The sequence below is a fragment of the Martelella sp. FOR1707 genome (genome assembly GCF_053484265.1).
Genome location: NZ_JBAKFP010000008.1, coordinates 36,963 through 53,401 on the forward strand (window position 1 = coordinate 36,963; position 16,439 = coordinate 53,401).

Annotated in this window: 16 protein-coding genes; 10 read left to right on the plus strand and 6 right to left on the minus strand. The window is 64.0% G+C overall.

Annotated elements, in window-relative coordinates; all coding sequences use genetic code 11:
• The first annotated feature begins 1 nt into the window (after position 1).
• The 4 genes from V6765_RS20080 (at position 2) to V6765_RS20095 (ending at position 5,322) form a co-directional block, all read left to right on the plus strand.
• Positions 2-757, plus strand: coding sequence for a GolD/DthD family dehydrogenase (locus V6765_RS20080; RefSeq protein ID WP_448432089.1), 756 nt, complete (start codon positions 2-4; stop codon positions 755-757).
• Between the two features lie 24 nt (positions 758-781).
• The gene (dhaL, locus tag V6765_RS20085; RefSeq protein WP_448432091.1) at positions 782-2,530 is read left to right on the plus strand and encodes a dihydroxyacetone kinase subunit DhaL; all 1,749 of its coding nucleotides are present in this window, start codon (positions 782-784) and stop codon (positions 2,528-2,530) included.
• A gap of 66 nt (positions 2,531-2,596) precedes the next feature.
• Entirely contained in the window at positions 2,597-3,259 is a 663-nt protein-coding gene (gene dhaL, locus V6765_RS20090; RefSeq protein WP_448432093.1) for a dihydroxyacetone kinase subunit DhaL, read from the plus strand.
• Entirely contained in the window at positions 3,259-5,322 is a 2,064-nt protein-coding gene (locus tag V6765_RS20095; protein WP_448432095.1) for a bifunctional sugar-binding transcriptional regulator/dihydroxyacetone kinase subunit DhaK, read from the plus strand. Before dhaL (V6765_RS20090) ends, V6765_RS20095 begins: the two co-directional genes overlap by 1 nt.
• Positions 5,323-5,345: 23 nt before the next feature.
• On the opposite strand, the gene V6765_RS20100 is transcribed toward V6765_RS20095, so the two are convergent.
• Both V6765_RS20100 and V6765_RS20105 read right to left on the minus strand, forming a co-directional pair.
• Positions 5,346-5,759, minus strand: a complete 414-nt coding sequence (locus tag V6765_RS20100; protein ID WP_448432097.1) for a PIN domain-containing protein — start codon at positions 5,757-5,759, stop codon at positions 5,346-5,348.
• Complete coding sequence (locus V6765_RS20105) at positions 5,756-6,004, minus strand: type II toxin-antitoxin system VapB family antitoxin (protein WP_448432099.1); 249 nt, start codon at positions 6,002-6,004, stop codon at positions 5,756-5,758. The genes V6765_RS20100 and V6765_RS20105 overlap by 4 nt, the downstream gene beginning before the upstream one ends.
• Before the next feature lie 209 nt (positions 6,005-6,213).
• Between V6765_RS20105 and V6765_RS20110 the strand changes: the two genes are divergently transcribed.
• From V6765_RS20110 to V6765_RS20135, 6 genes are all read left to right on the plus strand, one after another.
• On the plus strand, positions 6,214-7,257 hold the full coding sequence (locus tag V6765_RS20110; RefSeq protein ID WP_448432101.1) for a LacI family DNA-binding transcriptional regulator: 1,044 nt from the start codon (positions 6,214-6,216) through the stop codon (positions 7,255-7,257).
• Between the two features lie 43 nt (positions 7,258-7,300).
• Positions 7,301-8,542, plus strand: coding sequence for an ABC transporter substrate-binding protein (locus V6765_RS20115; protein ID WP_448432103.1), 1,242 nt, complete (start codon positions 7,301-7,303; stop codon positions 8,540-8,542).
• Between the two features lie 75 nt (positions 8,543-8,617).
• Positions 8,618-9,514 carry a carbohydrate ABC transporter permease gene (locus V6765_RS20120; RefSeq protein WP_448432105.1) on the plus strand — a complete coding sequence of 299 codons (897 nt, stop codon included), beginning with the start codon at positions 8,618-8,620 and terminating at the stop codon, positions 9,512-9,514.
• Positions 9,511-10,353, plus strand: a complete 843-nt coding sequence (locus V6765_RS20125) for a carbohydrate ABC transporter permease (RefSeq protein ID WP_448432107.1) — start codon at positions 9,511-9,513, stop codon at positions 10,351-10,353. Before V6765_RS20120 ends, V6765_RS20125 begins: the two co-directional genes overlap by 4 nt.
• A gap of 4 nt (positions 10,354-10,357) precedes the next feature.
• Positions 10,358-11,977 (plus strand): FAD-dependent oxidoreductase, encoded by a 1,620-nt coding sequence (locus tag V6765_RS20130; RefSeq protein WP_448432109.1) that lies wholly within the window; start codon positions 10,358-10,360, stop codon positions 11,975-11,977.
• A gap of 4 nt (positions 11,978-11,981) precedes the next feature.
• Entirely contained in the window at positions 11,982-13,022 is a 1,041-nt protein-coding gene (locus V6765_RS20135) for an ABC transporter ATP-binding protein (RefSeq protein WP_448432111.1), read from the plus strand.
• 4 nt (positions 13,023-13,026) lie between these two features.
• Here the strand turns inward: V6765_RS20135 and V6765_RS20140 are convergent, their stop codons facing one another.
• From V6765_RS20140 to V6765_RS20155, 4 genes are all read right to left on the minus strand, one after another.
• Positions 13,027-13,524 (minus strand): cytochrome b, encoded by a 498-nt coding sequence (locus tag V6765_RS20140; protein WP_448432113.1) that lies wholly within the window; start codon positions 13,522-13,524, stop codon positions 13,027-13,029.
• A 120-nt stretch (positions 13,525-13,644) separates the two neighbouring features.
• Positions 13,645-15,051: a dihydrolipoyl dehydrogenase gene (gene lpdA / locus V6765_RS20145; RefSeq protein ID WP_448432115.1), complete on the minus strand. Its 1,407-nt coding sequence runs from the start codon at positions 15,049-15,051 to the stop codon at positions 13,645-13,647.
• Positions 15,052-15,151: 100 nt separating this feature from the next.
• On the minus strand, positions 15,152-15,790 hold the full coding sequence (locus V6765_RS20150) for a LysE family transporter (protein ID WP_448432117.1): 639 nt from the start codon (positions 15,788-15,790) through the stop codon (positions 15,152-15,154).
• A gap of 15 nt (positions 15,791-15,805) precedes the next feature.
• Positions 15,806-16,420 (minus strand): LysE family translocator, encoded by a 615-nt coding sequence (locus V6765_RS20155; protein ID WP_448432119.1) that lies wholly within the window; start codon positions 16,418-16,420, stop codon positions 15,806-15,808.
• Positions 16,421-16,439: the final 19 nt, after the last annotated feature.

Sequence of the window (16,439 nt, forward strand, 5' to 3'; positions counted from 1 at the left end):
GATGGCGTCTTCCCCTGAATTTTCACTTGCCGGCAAGGTCGCGGTCGTTACCGGCGCCGCATCCGGCATCGGCGCGGCGATTGCCCGGGCGTTTGCTGCCAAGGGCGCACGCGTCGCCATTCTCGACATGAACCGCGATGCGGGTGATGCCATGGCCGCCGCGCTTGACGGCGCCAAAGCCTTTGCATGCAACGTCACCGACAGCGAAAGCGTTGAAGCCGCGGTTGCCGACGTCAAAGCGGCGCTCGGCGAGATCGACATTCTCGTCAATTCCGCCGGCATCGTCGACCTTGCCCCTGCGGAAGAGCTCTCGAAAGCCGCCTGGGATCGCACCATCGCCGTCAACCTCACCGGCACCTATCTGATGTGCCAGGCGGTCGGTTGCGCGATGATTTCCGCCGGCAAGGGCGGGCGGATCGTCAACCTTGCAAGCCAGGCCGGCTCGGTCGCCATCGAAGGCCACGTCGCCTATTGCGCCACCAAATTCGCCGTTATCGGCGTTACCAAGACGCTGGCGCTGGAATGGGGCAAGCACGGCATCACCGCCAATTCGATCTCGCCCACCGTGGTGATGACCGATCTCGGCCGCAAAGCCTGGGAAGGCGAAAAGGGCGAGGCCATGAAGGCCCAGATCCCGAGCGGCCGCTTTGCCGAGCCGGAGGAAATCGCCGCCGCCGCCGTATTCCTCGCCTCCGACGAGGCAGCGATGATCAATGGCGCCGATCTTCTTGTCGATGGCGGCTACACCGTCCGGTAAATGATGAACGATAAGGTCGCTTCAATGCAGAGATTTATCAACAACCCCGACGATCTTGTCGACGAGACCGTGGCCGGTTTCGTCCGGGCCCACCGCGATCTGGTGCGGCTCGACCCGGCCAATCCGCGCGTGATCGTATCGCAGGCAGCGCCGGTTTCCGGCAAGGTCGGCATCGTCACCGGCGGCGGCTCCGGCCACGAGCCGGCCTTCATCGGCTACACCGGCCGCAACATGGTCGACGCGGTCGCGGTCGGCGAACTGTTCTCCTCGCCGACGGCCAAGAGTTTTGCCGATGCGATGCGCGCAGCCGATGGCGGCGCGGGCGTCGCGGTGCTTTACGGCAATTACGCCGGCGACAACATGAACGTCAAAATGGCCGCCGGCATGCTCGAGAAAGAGGGCGTCGAGGTGGCGACCGTGGTCGCCAATGACGATGTCTGCTCCGCCCCACTTTCCGAGCGCGAGAAGCGCCGCGGCGTCGCGGGCGAAATCTTCATGTGGAAGATCGGCAGCGCCGTTGCCGCCAAAGGCGGGTCGCTTGCCGAAGTGCAGGCCGCCGCGCAAAAGGCGATCGACAGCGTGCGCTCCGTCGGCGTCGGGCTTGGCCCCTGCACCCTGCCGGCCGTTGGCCATCCGAATTTCCAGATCGAGGCGGGCACGATGGAGGTCGGCATCGGCCACCACGGCGAGCCGGGCACCCGCGTGGAGCCGCTGAAGAGCGCCAATGAAGTCGCCGCCGATATGGTCAAGATCGTCATGGACGATCACGACCTACCTGAGGGCAGCGAAGTGGCCGTGCTGGTCTCCGGCCTGGGCGCGACCCCGGTCAACGAGCTTTACGTGCTTTACGACCGCATGGAGCAGGAAATCGAGGCCCGAGGCGCGAGCGTCTACCGCGCCTATGTCGGCAATTATTTCACGTCACTGGAAATGATCGGCGCGACGCTCTCGGTCATGGTTCTGGACGACGAGATGAAGGCGCTGCTGGATATGGAAGCCACCGCGCCCGGCTTCAGCCAGACCGGCAACGCCGCGCCGGACATCCAGCCAGCCGCCGCGAAGGCTGCGACCACTGCTCAGTCACAGGTGACCACGGCCGAGGACGACGCCCCGCGCGCGCCCGAGACCATCAACGGCCCTTCGGTGAAGAATGCCGGCAGTGCGGCGATCGTCGAGGAAATCGCGGCGGTGATCGTCGAGAACAAGGCCTGGCTTTCGGAAATCGACGGCAAGATCGGCGACGGCGACCACGGCATCAACATGGCCAAGGGCTTCGGCCGCGCCGCCGAACGGGTCGCCGGTTCGACCATGTCGCTCGACGAGGCGATGACCGTCCTGTCCGATATTCTGATGTCGGAGATCGGCGGTTCCATGGGCCCCCTCTACGGCCTGATGTTCCAGGAAATGGCCTCGTCCATCAAGGGGCGCACCGCCATCGACGTCGATGCGTTTTCGCAGATGCTGAACGCAGGTCTCGAAGGCGTCCGCTCCACCGGTTCGGCCAAGGTTGGCGACAAGACGCTGATCGACACCTTCGTCCCCGCTGTCGAGGCTTTCGACGCAACGAAGGCGGACGGCTTCGCCCCTGCCCTTCAGGCGATGGCGAAAGCCGCGGAAAAGGGCCGCGATTCCACCGTCGATCTTGTGGCCCGCATCGGGCGTGCCAGCCGGCTCGGCGAGCGCTCGCGCGGCGTGCTGGATGCAGGTGCCACATCCTGCTGCATGATCCTGACCGAACTTGGAAACGGTTTCTCCCGCCGCCTTCAGGATTGATGAAGACGGCGCGGGCGGGCACGGAATCGCTTGTGCTCGCCCGCCTCCTCGCAGCATAATGCGGCCATGATGTATCTCGATTGCCATGCCCTCGCCGATCTGTTTCGCGCCTTCGCGCGCCGGATGAACGATGAACGCGACTATCTGGCCGAGCTGGATGGCGCGATCGGCGATGCCGATCATGGCACGGCCATGGCCGAAGGCTTTTCCGCCGCCGCCGTGGCGCTGACCCACAACGCTTCCGATTATCCCTCGCTCAGGGTTGCGCTGACGCAGGCCGGTCGCTCCTTTCTCAACGCCGTCGGCGCCACCACCGGCCCGCTTTATGCCAGCGGGCTGACCCGCGCCGGCCTTGCCATGCCGGAAGACAAACAGGTGCCGATCGAGCGTCTCGCCGACATCCTGATCTCGATCTCGGAAGGGATCGAGGAACGCGGCAAGGCCTCGCCCGGCGACAAGACCATGCTGGATGCCTGGCTGCCCGCCACCCATGCGATCCGCGATGCGAGAGCCGAGGGCGCAGCGTTCGCCGAAGTTATGAGCCGCGCCGCTGCCGCCGCCGCCGAAGGGGCCGAGGCGACGCGCGGCATGGTGGCGGCCAAGGGCCGTGCCGCCCGCCTTGGCGCGCGCACCATCGGCCATCTGGATCCCGGAGCCGTTTCCGCCGCCGCGCTGATTGACACCGCACGCGATTGGGTATCAGCGGCAGCCGAGCGAGAGACCCTTTGATGGCACGAAAGAGCGGTCCGCGCGCCCTGTCCGCCTCCGAGAGGCAATCCGGCTCCCCACTGCCCCTGCGTTTCGGCGGAGACCCATTGCTATGGGCGGCATGGCTTTATTACGAAGAGGGCATGACCCAGGGTGACATTGCCGTTGCCATGGGCATTTCCCGCCCGACCGTGAACGCTTATCTCGCCGATGCCCGCACGCGCGGCATCGTCTCGATCGAGATCGCGCCGGAGAAATTCCGGCAATTGTCGCTCGCCCAGAGCCTCAAGGAACATTTCGGCTTGGCCGATTGCCTGGTGATCCCCTCGACTGGCGGCGAGCGGACATTGACCGAACGGCTTGGCGCGGCGGGCGCGCAAGTGCTCGCGCTGCATGCGCAATCCGGCGATACCATTGCCGTGACCTGGGGCCGGACGATGCTGGCGATCGCCAATGCCGTCGAGCGCGTCAATCTGCGCGACATGCGCGTGGTTCAGGCGACCGGCGGCACCACCGCCAAGATCCCGTGGACGCCCGAGGCCTGCGCGACACGGCTGGCCGAGGCGCTGGACGCCCGCTGCATTCCGCTGTCCTCGCCCGCCATCCTGTCGTCCGCTTCCGTCCGCGACGTGCTGTTCGAGGAGCCGGTCATCGCCGAACAGCTCGGCGTGCTGGCGGCGGCAAACCGCATCCTGCTCGGCATCTCGTCGCTGCGCGCTGAAAGCACGATCCACACCAGCGGCTTCTTCGACAAGGTCGACGTCAACGAGCACTATCACGCCGCCGTCGGCAGCATTGCCGGGCGGCTTATCAACGCGCGCGGCGAGCCAGTGGCGGGACCGCTCGACGGGCGCACCGTCGGCATCGAGCTTGCAGCGCTGCGCGCCATCCCTGAGCGGATCGCGGTCGCCGGCGGGATCGACAAGGTGCAGGCGATCCTCGCGGCGCTGCGCGGCGGCTATGTCAGCGTGCTGGTCACCGATGTGGACACGGCCTGGGGCATATTGCGCTCCGAGAATGTCGACATCCGCCCGCAGCGGATGGAAACTGCGAGAGCACCGCAACTGCCCGAACGGGTCCACACCAAGAAATTCATCAACCGGCCGCAGGACGCTGTCGACGAGACGCTGGCGAGCGCGCTTCTGGCCCATCCGGAAATCCTGGCCCCGGTTCCGGGCGCGCCCCGCGCCCTGCGTTCGGTTCACGCTCCCCGCCCCGGCAAGGTCGGCCTTGTGATCGGCGGCGGCGCGGGGCATGAGCCGGGCTTTTTCGGTTATGTCGGCCAGGGACTTGCGGATGCTGTTGTCGTCGGCAATGTGTTTGCCGCCCCCCCACCCGATCCGATCCTCGCCTCCACCCGCGCGGTCGATGGCGGGGCCGGCGTGCTGCACATCTTCGGCAATTTCTCCGGCGACGTGATGAATTTCGAGATCGCCGCCGAAATGGCCGCGGCCGAGGGCATCGCGGTGCAGGCTGTCGTCACCACCGACGACATCGCCTCCTCGCCAAAGGAGATGCGGGCCACGCGGCGCGGGGTCGCCGGCAATGTGTTCATCTTCAAGGTCGCGGGTGCGGCCTGCGAGCGGATGATGCCGCTTGACGCCTGCGTGGCGGTGGCGCGGCGGGCCAATGAGCGCACCTTCACAATGGGGCTGGCGCTGGAACCCGGCGCCTCGATCGAAACCCGCCGCCCGACCTTCCAGCTCGGCCCCGACGAGATGGAGATTGGCGTCGGCGTTCATGGCGAGCCCGGCATCGCCCGCGCCGCCATCGGCACGGCCGATCAGGCCGCCGATCTCGTGATCGACCGCCTGCTCGATGAAATGATGCCCAAGGAAGGCGATCGCGTCGCCCTTCTGGTCAATTCGCTCGGCGCGACGCCCGACATGGAACTCTACATCCTGAACGGCCGCATCCGGAAGCGCCTCTCGGCCCACGGGTTGCAGGTCACGCGATCGCTGGTCGGGCGCTACTACACCTCGCTCGACATGGCCGGCGTCTCGATCTCGCTGATGCATCTCGACGACGAACTCGCCGACCTGCTGGATGCGCCCTGTTCTTCGGTGGCGCTGTCGCGGCGGTAGGACGCTTTTGCAGCGGGACGAGCCTATTGCTCCCACGGGGAGACGAGTTCAATCCCGGTATCGCGGAAGTCCTTGATGTTGCGCGTTGCAAGCATACCGCCATGGACCCTTACGATCGCCGCGATCATCCCGTCCGGTGCAGACATTGGCCGCCCCTGACGCACCGCCGTGCCCATGATCTCGCCATAGGCAAGCGCCGCGGCCTCAGTAAATCCGAATATCCGGTCGGCAAAGCGCCTGCGCCATGCCGAAAGCCCGTCCTCCAGCCGGCTCGAGCGCTGGTCGGGGCGGATTTTGGCGATCCCGAACGCAATCTCCGCAATGACCACGGTCGACAGGGCGAGCTCTCCATCATGGCGGATGAGCCAGTCGAGCACATGGCGATCAGGCGCATGGCGCAGCGTTTCCGAGATCACATTGGTGTCGACAAAGATCACAGATCCGGCCCGCCATGGGGTTTGCGGTGGGCGGAAATAATCGCGTCAAGATCGACATCTTCGCCTTCGTTGCTGGCAAGGCGGGCATAGAATTGTCGCGCCGGCTCCCGACCCGCTTCCCGCTCGGCATAAATCTCAAGCGCGCGCTCAACGATATCGGCAATGGAGCGCTTTTCGCGCTGGGCCAGACGATGCGCCAGGTCGCGCGCTCGGGCGCTACGTACCGATAGTTGCGGCTCTGCCATCGTTGCCTCCTTTTGCATGGTCGCCAAATGCGACATGTTCGAATGTAGTAGGCAGCAAAACTGATGGCAAGATGGCAGCAGACATCTGGATGGCTAAATTCATAACGGCCGTTCTGCTCCATCTGCCCTAACAACAATTCCGCATGAATCCTATTGACCACGTTTCGCTTTGATTATACGCTTAATCAAACGCATTCGGGAGGATAGTCTTGACTTTGACCGGGGCGAAACGCGCGCGGCGCGTGACCCAGAGCGATGTTGCAGCGATGGCGGGGGTTTCCACCGCCGTCGTATCCGCCGTGATTTCGCCGAAGCCCGGCAAGACCATCCGTGTTGGCGAAGAGGCCGAAAAGCGCGTTCGCGCGGCCATGGAAGCGCTTGGCTATGCGCCGAATATCGTGGCGCAATCACTGGCGCGCGGACGGCGCAATATCATCGGCGTATTCACCTATGAGGCGATGTTTCCCTCCGACCGGGAAAACTTCTTCTATCCGTTTCTGCTGGGCATCGAACGCGGCGCGATGAAGCTCGGGCAGGACCTGCTGCTGTTCACCTCGTCCTCGCTCGACACCGGCCCGCGCAGCATCTTTCCTTCCGGCACCAACCGCATGGGCGTGGCTGACGGCGCGGTGCTGCTGGGCGAGGAGCCGGACAAGAGTGAGTTGAAGCGGCTTCATGACACGGGCTTTCCCTTCGTGACGATCGGCCGCCGCGAGGCGGCCGGCGCCGCACTCGACTGGGTCGCCGCCGATTATGCTTCCGCAGTCGGCGATGTCGTCGGACGTTGCGCCGCACTCGGCCACAAGACGATGCTGTTTCTGGGCGGCACCGAGGTGCGCGAACAGCATGCCGACCGCGAGGCGGGCTTCCGCAAGAGCGCCGCCGAGGGGCTGACCCTTGCGGTCGAACGGCTTGAGCCCGCGGCGATCGACACCGAGAAGGTTTCCGCCTGGCTTGGCGCGGGCGTCACGGTATTCCTGACCGAGACCTTCAGCCATGCCGTCGCGCTCGAACGGCAGATCGCGGCGACCGGCGGCAGCGTGCCCGGCACCGCTTCCATCGTCGCGCTCGCCGCGCCGATGCTTGAGCCGGCCGGCGTCGAACGCTGGACCCGGATATCCATTCCCCGCGAAGAGATGGGGGAACGCGCGGTGCGCAACCTGATCGCCAGGATCGGCGATCCCGAGCACGACATCATGCGCACCACACTGCCCTGTGGCTACGTGCCGGGGGAAACATTGCAGGCAATCTGAATCTGATCTGAAACGGGAGGTTTAAGAGATCATGTCGACCCAAATGATTAAGCGTTTAATCATCGCAACAGCCCTTACCGGCACGCTCGCTTCGGCGGCGGCGGCCGAGGAGCTTCGGTTCACCGTGTGGACCGGCAGCGAGGCGCATCTCGCCATGCTGAACGGCATTGCCGAGAGCTTCACCGAAACCCATCCGGACGTCATGGTGCAGTTCGACACCATTCCGTTCGGCGATTATGTACAGAAGCTGACGCTCCAGCTTGCCGGCGGCAATCCGCCCGATCTCGGCTGGCTGCTGGAAAGCTCGGCGCCCGCCTTCGTCAATGCCGGCGTGCTCGAAGATGTTTCCGATACGCTGACGGCGGCCGATGATTACAATTACGCCGATTTCTCCGAGCCGGCGATGGGCCTGTGGACCAAGGACGATGCGGTTTACGGCATCCCCTTCTCCACCTCGCCCTTCCTGATCTACTTCAACAAGACGCTTTATGACGAGGCCGGCCTGGAAACGCCCGCCGAGCGCGCGGCGGACGGCACCTGGACCTGGGAACAGCTCAAATCCGATGCCGCCGCCCTGCGCAACGCCGATGCCGGCGTCTGGGGCTATGAGACCGTCGACGGCCAGGGCTATGGCGCCCGCGTGATGCACAATCTCATGCCGATCGTGCGCGCCTATGGCGGCGAGGCCTGGAGCGACGGCGCCTGCACCCTCGACAGCCCGGAAGCCTCCGAAGCCGTGCAGCTCTTCCACGACATGGTCTATGCCGATCAGTCGACCGTGCCGCCCGGCGAACAGGGCGACTTCTTCTCCGGCAATGCGGGCCTGACGATGACGCAAATTTCGCGCGTCACCAAACTGGCGGATGTCGGTTTCGACTGGGGGATCGCCCCCCTGCCCTCCGGTCCGGCAGGTGAGGCCTCGACCGTCGGCCAGGCCGCCGTCGTCGCCTTCGCGCAGGGCAAGAACAAGGAGGTCGCGGCCGAATTCCTGGCGCATATGACCTCTGCGGAAAACGTCGCGAAGATGGCCGAGTTCTTCCCGCCGGCGCGTATCAGCGTTCTGGAAAGCGACGCGTTCCTCTCCAGCAACCCCGCCGTGACGCCAGAGCAGATGGAAATCGTGGCCGCCGGGATCGAGGGCGGTTCGGTGCTGCCAAGCCATGAGCGCTACCCGCAGATCGAGGCAGCATCGCGGCCCGACTTCGATGCGCTGTGGGCAGCCGACGCCGATGTGCCCGCCGTGCTTGCCAGGCTCTGCGACGATATCGACCCGCTGCTGAAGTAAGAGAGGTTTTCCGGCGGCCTTCCCTACGGCCGCCGGAAACCACCCCACTCGAAATTCGCCCGCATAAAGGAAGCGATGATGTCCGCTCTCCGTTCCGGACTGACACTGAAGACGCGTGAGGCGATCGCCGGCTGGCTGTTCGTCAGCCCGGTCCTGACCGGGTTCGCCATCTTCTTCGTCGGCCCGCTGATCGCCGTGTTCTATTATTCCACCACGGAGTGGAACCTGTTGTCGCAGCAATCCAGCTTCGTCGGCGTGGAAAATTACGTCGACGCGCTGACCCGAAACGACACGTTCTGGCATGTGCTCGGCAATTCGCTTGTGTTTGCGGCGGGTCTCGTGCCGCTCAACATGGCGCTGGCGCTCGGACTTGCGATCGCGCTGTCGCGACCCTTCCGGGGCGTTGTCGTCTTCCGGACGCTGTTCTTTGCGCCCGTCATTACATCGGCCGTGGCATGGGCGATCATCTGGACCTTCCTGCTCCAGCATGAAAGCGGCGCGGTCAACCAGGCGCTGTCTGTCGTCGGCATTGACGGGCCGAACTGGCTGCACGAGCCGCGCTGGGCCATGGCCTCGGTGATCGTCACCCGCGTGCTGAAAACCGTCGGCCTCAACATGATCCTCTATATCGCCGCACTGCAGGCGATCCCGCGCGATTATGAGGAGGCAGCCCGGCTGGAGGGCGCCAATGGCTGGGACATCTTCCGCCGCATCACATGGCCGCTTCTGGCGCCAACGACGCTGGTGATTATGGTGATCACGGTGGTCGGCTCGCTGAAGGTGTTCGACCATATCTATCTCATGACCGGCGGCGGGCCGCAGAACGCCACCCTCGTGCTCGCCTTCTACATCTATGAGCAGGGCTTCAAGTTCTTCAACACCGGCTATGCCTCGGCGCTTGCCGTGGTGCTGTTCGTGCTGATCCTGGCGCTTACCATCCTGCAGATGCTTTTGAAAACGGTGCGCAAATGAACTATCGCCTGCAACAGAAGATTACCCGCATCTGCTGGGTCGTCGGGCTTTCAGCGCTCGCCATCCCCTTCGTGTTCCCGTTCATCTGGATGCTGTCGGGCGCGCTCAAGGGTCAGGCGGACGTGTTCTCCTCGGCCGCGCTGATCCCGGCTACCATGCACTGGTCGAACTTTTCCGAAGTCTTCGCCTACCAGCCCTTCGCCCGGCAATATTTCAACTCGCTCTATATCGCCGTCATCGTCACCGGGCTGACGCTGTTCCTGTCCTCGATGGCCGGCTATGCGCTGGCGCGGCTGCGCTTTGCCGGGAGCGCGCTGGTTCTGCTGCTGTTGATCTCGGCGCTGATGATGCCGGAGGAGGTCACCATCGTTCCGAACTTCTTCCTGATGAAGAATCTCGGCCTGATGAACACCCATATGCCGCTGATCCTGCTGCCGCTGTTCGGCTCGCAGGGCGTGATGGCGACCTTCCTGATGCGCCAGTTTTTCCTGGCCCTGCCGAAGGAACTGGAGGAAGCCGGCCGCATGGACGGGCTGACGCGCTTCGGCGTCTATTTCAAGGTGGCGCTGCCGCTGTCGAAGCCGGCGCTTGCGGCCGTCGGCATCATCACCTTCCTGTTTTCGTGGAACCTGTTTCTGGAGCCGCTGGTGTTCGTCAACGACATCAAGCTGTTCACCCTGCCGCTGGCGCTTGCCAATTTCACCGACACCTACGGCCTGCCGCTCTGGCACCTGCAGCTTGCAGCGACAGCGCTGGCCGTCATTCCCATGCTCATCGTCTACATTCTGGCCCAGCGCCAGATCGTTGAAAGTTTCGCCTTGTCTGGCGTGAAAGGATAACAAAATGAAGGAACTCACCAGCGACATCGTCATCATCGGCGGCGGTCTGGGCGGGGTCGCGGCAGCGCTTTCGGCGCTGAAGCTCGGCCGCAGCGTCGTCCTGACCGAGGAGTTCAAATGGCTCGGTGGCCAGTTGACGACGCAGGCCGTGCCGCCGGATGAAAACCCGTGGATCGAGAAGGACGGCTCGACGGCGAGCTACCGTGCGCTTCGCCAGAACATTCGCGATTACTACCGCGACCACTACCCGCTGACCGATGAGGCCCGCAACGACGAAAACCTCAACCCCGGAAGCGGTAACGTCTCGCCGATCTGCGCGGAACCGCGCGCCGGCGTGGCGGCGATCGAGGCCCTGCTTGCGCCGTGGTACGCGACCGGACGGCTGACGGTTCTCATGAACGCCAAACCGGTTGCCGCCGAGACCGAGGGCGACCGCTTCACCGCCGTCACCGTGCGCTCCGTCGAACATGGCGAGATGGTGCTAACCGGCCGCTATTTCATCGACGCCACCGAACTTGGCGATCTTCTGGAGCTCGGCAATGTCGAGCACGTCATCGGTGCGGAAAGCCAGGCGAAAACCGGCGAGCCGACGGCGCTCGCCGGCGAGGCGGACCCCAATGACCAGCAGGCGGTGAGCTGGTGCTTCGCCATGAGCTATCACCCGGACGAGGACCACACCATCGAGCGCCCGCGCGACTACGATATCTGGCGCGATTTCAAGCTCGATTTCTGGCCCGATCGCCAGCTTTCCTTCATCGGCCCCAATCCGGTGACGCTGGAGCCCGACAACCGCCCGCTGTTCGTCGGCGACAGCGACGCCAAGTTCGCGCCGGACAACTGGCATTACCGGCGGATATTCTATCGCAAGAACCATGTCGGCAACCGCTACCCCTCCGATATCTGCCTCGTGAACTGGCCGCAGATCGACTATTGCGGCGGACCGATCGTCGGCGTTTCGCCCGAGGAGGCGGAGAAGCATCTGGAAGGCGCGCGCCAGCTCTCGCTCTCCATGCTCTACTGGATGCAGACCGAAGCGCCGCGCCATGACGGCGGCTACGGCTATCGCGGGCTGAAGCCGGCGGGAAGCGTGATGGGCACGCTCGACGGTCTGACGATCGCCCCCTATATCCGCGAGAGCCGCCGCATCAAGGCGCTTTTCACAGTCACCGAAAACCATGTCGGCATCGATGCCCGCGAAGGGCTGAAGGGCGCCGAGCAGTTTTCCGACAGCGTCGGCGTCGGCTCCTACCGGATCGATCTTCACCCCTCCACCGCGCCGCGCAACTATGTCGACATCGCCAACTGGCCTTTCCAGATTCCGCTGGGCAGCCTGATCCCGGAGCGGGTGACGAACATGCTGCCGGCCTGCAAGAATATCGGCACCACCCATCTGACGAATGGCTGCTACCGGCTTCATCCGGTGGAGTGGAATATCGGCGAGAGCGTCGGCGCGCTTGCCGCCTACTGCCTCGACAACGACATCTCGCCGCGCGGCGTGCGCGAGACGCCGGAGCGGCTGGCGGATTTCCAGAGCCTGCTTAAAAGCCGATTCGAGGTGCCGCTCGCATGGCCGCAGCATATCCGCGAAACGCCGCGGCTCGAACTGTTCGGACGCGTGGAGTGAAGACATGGCCAAGCTTGAACTGAAGGGCGTCAGAAAGTCCTATGGCGCGGCGGAAATCATCAAGGGCATCGATCTTACGGTTGAGGACGGCGAATTCTGCGTGTTCGTCGGCCCGTCCGGCTGCGGCAAGTCCACGCTGCTCAGAATGATCGCCGGCCTTGAGGATATCACCGGCGGTACGCTTGAGATCGGCGGGAAACGCATGAACGATATCGCGCCCGCCAAGCGCGGCGTGGCGATGGTGTTTCAGTCTTACGCGCTCTACCCGCATCTGACCGTGCGCGAAAACATCGCCTTCGGGCTGAAGGTGCGCAAAACGCCGGCCGCCGAGATCGACAGGCTGGTGGAAGAGGCCGTCGCCACCTTGCAGCTCGACAAGCTCACCGAGCGCTATCCGCGGGAGCTGTCCGGCGGCCAGCGCCAGCGCGTGGCGATCGGCCGCGCGATCGTCGGCCAGCCGGAAACCTTTCTGTTCGACGAGCCGCTTTCCAACCTCGATGCGGAGCTCCGGGTGCATATGCGCACCCAGATCTCGGAGCTGCACGCGCGGCTGAAGCGGACGATGATCTATGTGACCCACGACCAGGTCGAGGCGATGACCCTTGCCGACAAGATCGTGCTTCTGCGCGACGGGCGGATCGAGCAGGTCGGCAGCCCCGAGGACCTTTATGAGCGTCCGGCGAACCTGTTCGCCGCCCAGTTCATCGGCGCGCCGAAGATGAACATCTTCGAGCTGACGCCCGCATTCGAAACCCTTCGCGCCACGAGCGGGCTTCCGCCCGAGACCCGCTATTGCGGCATCCGGCCGGACAGTTTCGAGATCACGTCGGAGGATCAGGGGGCCATCGCCGCCAAGGTCAGGCTGACGGAATATCTCGGCAATGCGCGGCTGGTCCATGCCGATGTCGAAGGCCACGGTCCGATCATCCTGGAACAGCCGGCAGGCCGGGAGCTTACCGCCGGCGCCACGATCCATCTCGCCGCCGCCCCTGCGCATTGCCACGCATTCAACGAGGCCGGCAACCGCCTCGCGACCGCGCGTTAAGCCGTCAGCCGGTTGTCATCCGCTTCAATATCCCGGTCCGCCAATAGAACTGGTGGACCGCGACGGCGGCGATATGGGTTATGATCAGAAACCACATCACGAGCTTCATCTGATTGGCATGCGCCAGCGCGGCCGCGCCGCTTCCGAAATAATAGCCGGCGATGCCTGCAAGCGGCATCACGATGAACATCAGATAAAACGTCCAGTGCGCCACCTTCGACAGCAGGCGAAAGATCGCCGGCTCGCCCGCGGGCTCCGGCGGCACGCCCTGAATGAAGCGCAGCGCCAGCCGGATCAATGCGAGAACGAGTACCGTGATCCCGACATAGGCGTGGATGTCGGCCGAGAGCTGAACATCGTCCGGAATGGGCTTGTTGCCGTAATACAGAACGCCCCAGCGGACCAGATCATCGGAGAAGAGCAGGTTGAACAGGATCAGCAACGCCATGATCCAGTGCAGGGCGCGCTGCGAGCGCGAAAAGGAAACCGGAGTCGGACGCACAGGATTTATCCCTCTTATCAAGAGCTTGTTCGGATAAACCATCAAACGAAAATGCGGCCTGCAAAGCAAGCCGCACTTTCGAAGGTGACATCTTTTTCATGAAGCGGGCGGGGAAGCGCCTCACATGTGGATCGGCTTGAAGAACGCGCCAAGTGCCGCCTCCTTCACCGCTTCCGACATGGTCGGGTGCGCATGGCAGGTGCGGCCGAGATCTTCGGCAGAACCGCCGAATTCCATCAGCACCGCCGCCTCGTGGATCATCTCGCCGGCGCCGAAGCCGACGATGTGGACGCCGAGCACGCGGTCGGTCTCCTTGTCGGCGAGCACCTTGACGAAGCCATCTGTGGTTTCCATGGCGCGCGCGCGGCCATTGGCCATGAACGGGAATTTTCCGATGGTATAGGCGACGCCGTCCTTCTTCAGCTCTTCCTCGGTCTTGCCGACGGAGGCGACTTCCGGCTGGGTGTAGACCACGCTCGGGATCACGTCGTAATTGACATGGCCGGCCTGACCGGCGAGGATTTCGGCGAGCGCCACGCCCTCGTCCTCGGCCTTGTGGGCGAGCATCAGCCCCTTGACCACATCGCCGATCGCATAGATGCCGTCGACATTGGTCTTGAAGTGGCTGTCGATTTCCACGCGGCCGCGATCGTCCAGCTTCACGCCGGCCTCTTCCAGGCCGAGACCCTCGGTATAGGGCTTGCGGCCCGTCGAGATCAGCACGATGTCGGCCTCGATGGTTTCGGCATCGCCGCCCTTGACCGGCTCGAAGGTCACCTTCGCGCCGTTGTCGGACTTCTCGACCGCCGTCACCTTGGCGGACAGCTTGAAGTCGAGACCCTGCTTCGCCAGCATCTTCTGGAACTGCTTTGAGACCTCGCCATCCATCGGCCCGAGGATCTTGTCGAGGAATTCGACCACGGTGACCTTGGCGCCAAGGCGCGACCAGACCGAACCAAGCTCGAGCCCGATGACGCCGCCGCCGACCACGATCATCTTTTCCGGCACCTTCTTCAGCGCGATGCCGCCGGTGGAGGAGACGATCGTCTCCTCGTCGATCTCGACATCGACGCCCGGAATGCCGGCGACATCGGAGCCGGTGGCGATCACGATGTTCTTCGCCTCGAGCTCCTCGGTCGAGCCGTCTTCCTTGGTCACCTGGACCTTGCCGGGTGCGAGGATCTTGCCGGTGCCCTGAATGCCGTCAATCTTGTTCTTCTTGAACAGGAAGGCGACGCCCTCGACATTCGACTTCACAACCGCGTCCTTGTGGCCCATCAGCTTTTCGTGGTCGAGTTCGACGCCCGAAAGCTTCACCCCGAGGCTCTCCATGCCGTGGGCGGCATGGGCGTACTGCTCGGAAGCATGCAGCAGCGCCTTGGACGGTATGCAGCCGATATTGAGGCAGGTGCCGCCATAGGTGGCGCGCTTCTCGACGACAGCGACCTTCATGCCGAGCTGCGACGCCTTGACCGCGCAGACATAGCCGCCGGGGCCGGAGCCGATTACGATGAGATCATAGGACATCTGATTTCCTTCTCTTTATTGAGGTCATCGCCGATGCGAAGGATGGGCGCTGCATGACCGTATTTCCTGGCGGCCAATGGCCGTATTTCTAGTCGTCGGCTCAGCCCGCCTTTTCCGTTGCCAGCTTCAGGCCGAAGGCGATGAAGACCGCACCGCTCGCGCGGTTGATCCAGACGCTCGCCTTTTCAAAAGCCGAGCGCATGCGCGGCGTGGTCAGGAACAGAGATACCCCGACGAACCACGCGATCAGGCACGTCGCCATGACGAGGCCATAGCCGAATTTCACCGCCGCGGGCGTCTCATGGCTGACCACGGTCGAAAAGATCGACAGGAAGAACAAGACCGGCTTCGGATTGAGCGCGTTGGCGAGAAAGCCGAGCGAGAGGGCCTTTCCCGCTCCCTGCCTTGCCGTTGCGCCGGCTTGCGCTACGGGCGAAACATCGACCTTGCCGGAACGCAGCGACTGGATGCCGAGATAGATAAGATAGGCCGCGCCCGCCCATTTGATCACGTTGAAGACCATGATCGACTGCGAGATGATCAGCCCCAGTCCCATGATCGTGTAGCTCACATGGAACATCAGCGAGGTGCCGACGCCGAAGCTGCTGAGCACTGCCGAGCGCCTGCCATGCACCAGCGCCTGCCGGATGATCATCGCGGTATCCGCGCCGGGAGCGACGATGGCGAAGGAAAAGATTGCCATCAGCGACGCGAGCTCAATCAGATATTGATGCTGCATGAAGGGCGTCCCGGTTTATTGCCTGCTGAGCGCGAGTTTAACGCCGAAACCGGCAAAGGCCAGCGCCACGCTCCGCCGCATCCACGCCATCGCCCGTTCGCTGGAAAGCACGCGGTCGCGCATCAGCCCGGAAAACTGGCCGTAGAGCACGAAGACGGCAAAGGTCATCGCCATGAACACGGCGGACAGCATCAGCATTTCGAGAACGGGTGCCGCGGCAGCGGGCGAGACGAATTGCGGCAGGAAGGCGAGGAAGAAAACGGAGAGTTTTGGGTTCAGGATGTTGATCAGGAAGCCGTTGCGCGCGATCGCAACCAGGCCTCGCCGCGGCGTCCCCTCTCCGGAAACCCTGAGCGTGCCGCGATCCCTCAGCGTCTGCCAGGCGAGATAGAGGAGATAGGCAACGCCGGCAAACTTCACCGTCTGGAACAGAAGCGCGCTGGTGTGAAACAGCGCGGCGAGGCCGAAGACGGAGGCGAGGATTGCCGGAATGATGCCGAGCGTGCAGCCGAAGGCGGCGGCAACGCTTGCCATCCTGCCCTGCGCCAGACCGGTCGCGAGCGTGTAGACCACGCCCGTGCCGGGAGCCAGAACCACAATCAGCGCCGTAATCAGAAATTCGATGCTCATGCTTTCCGGCTCCCCGGTT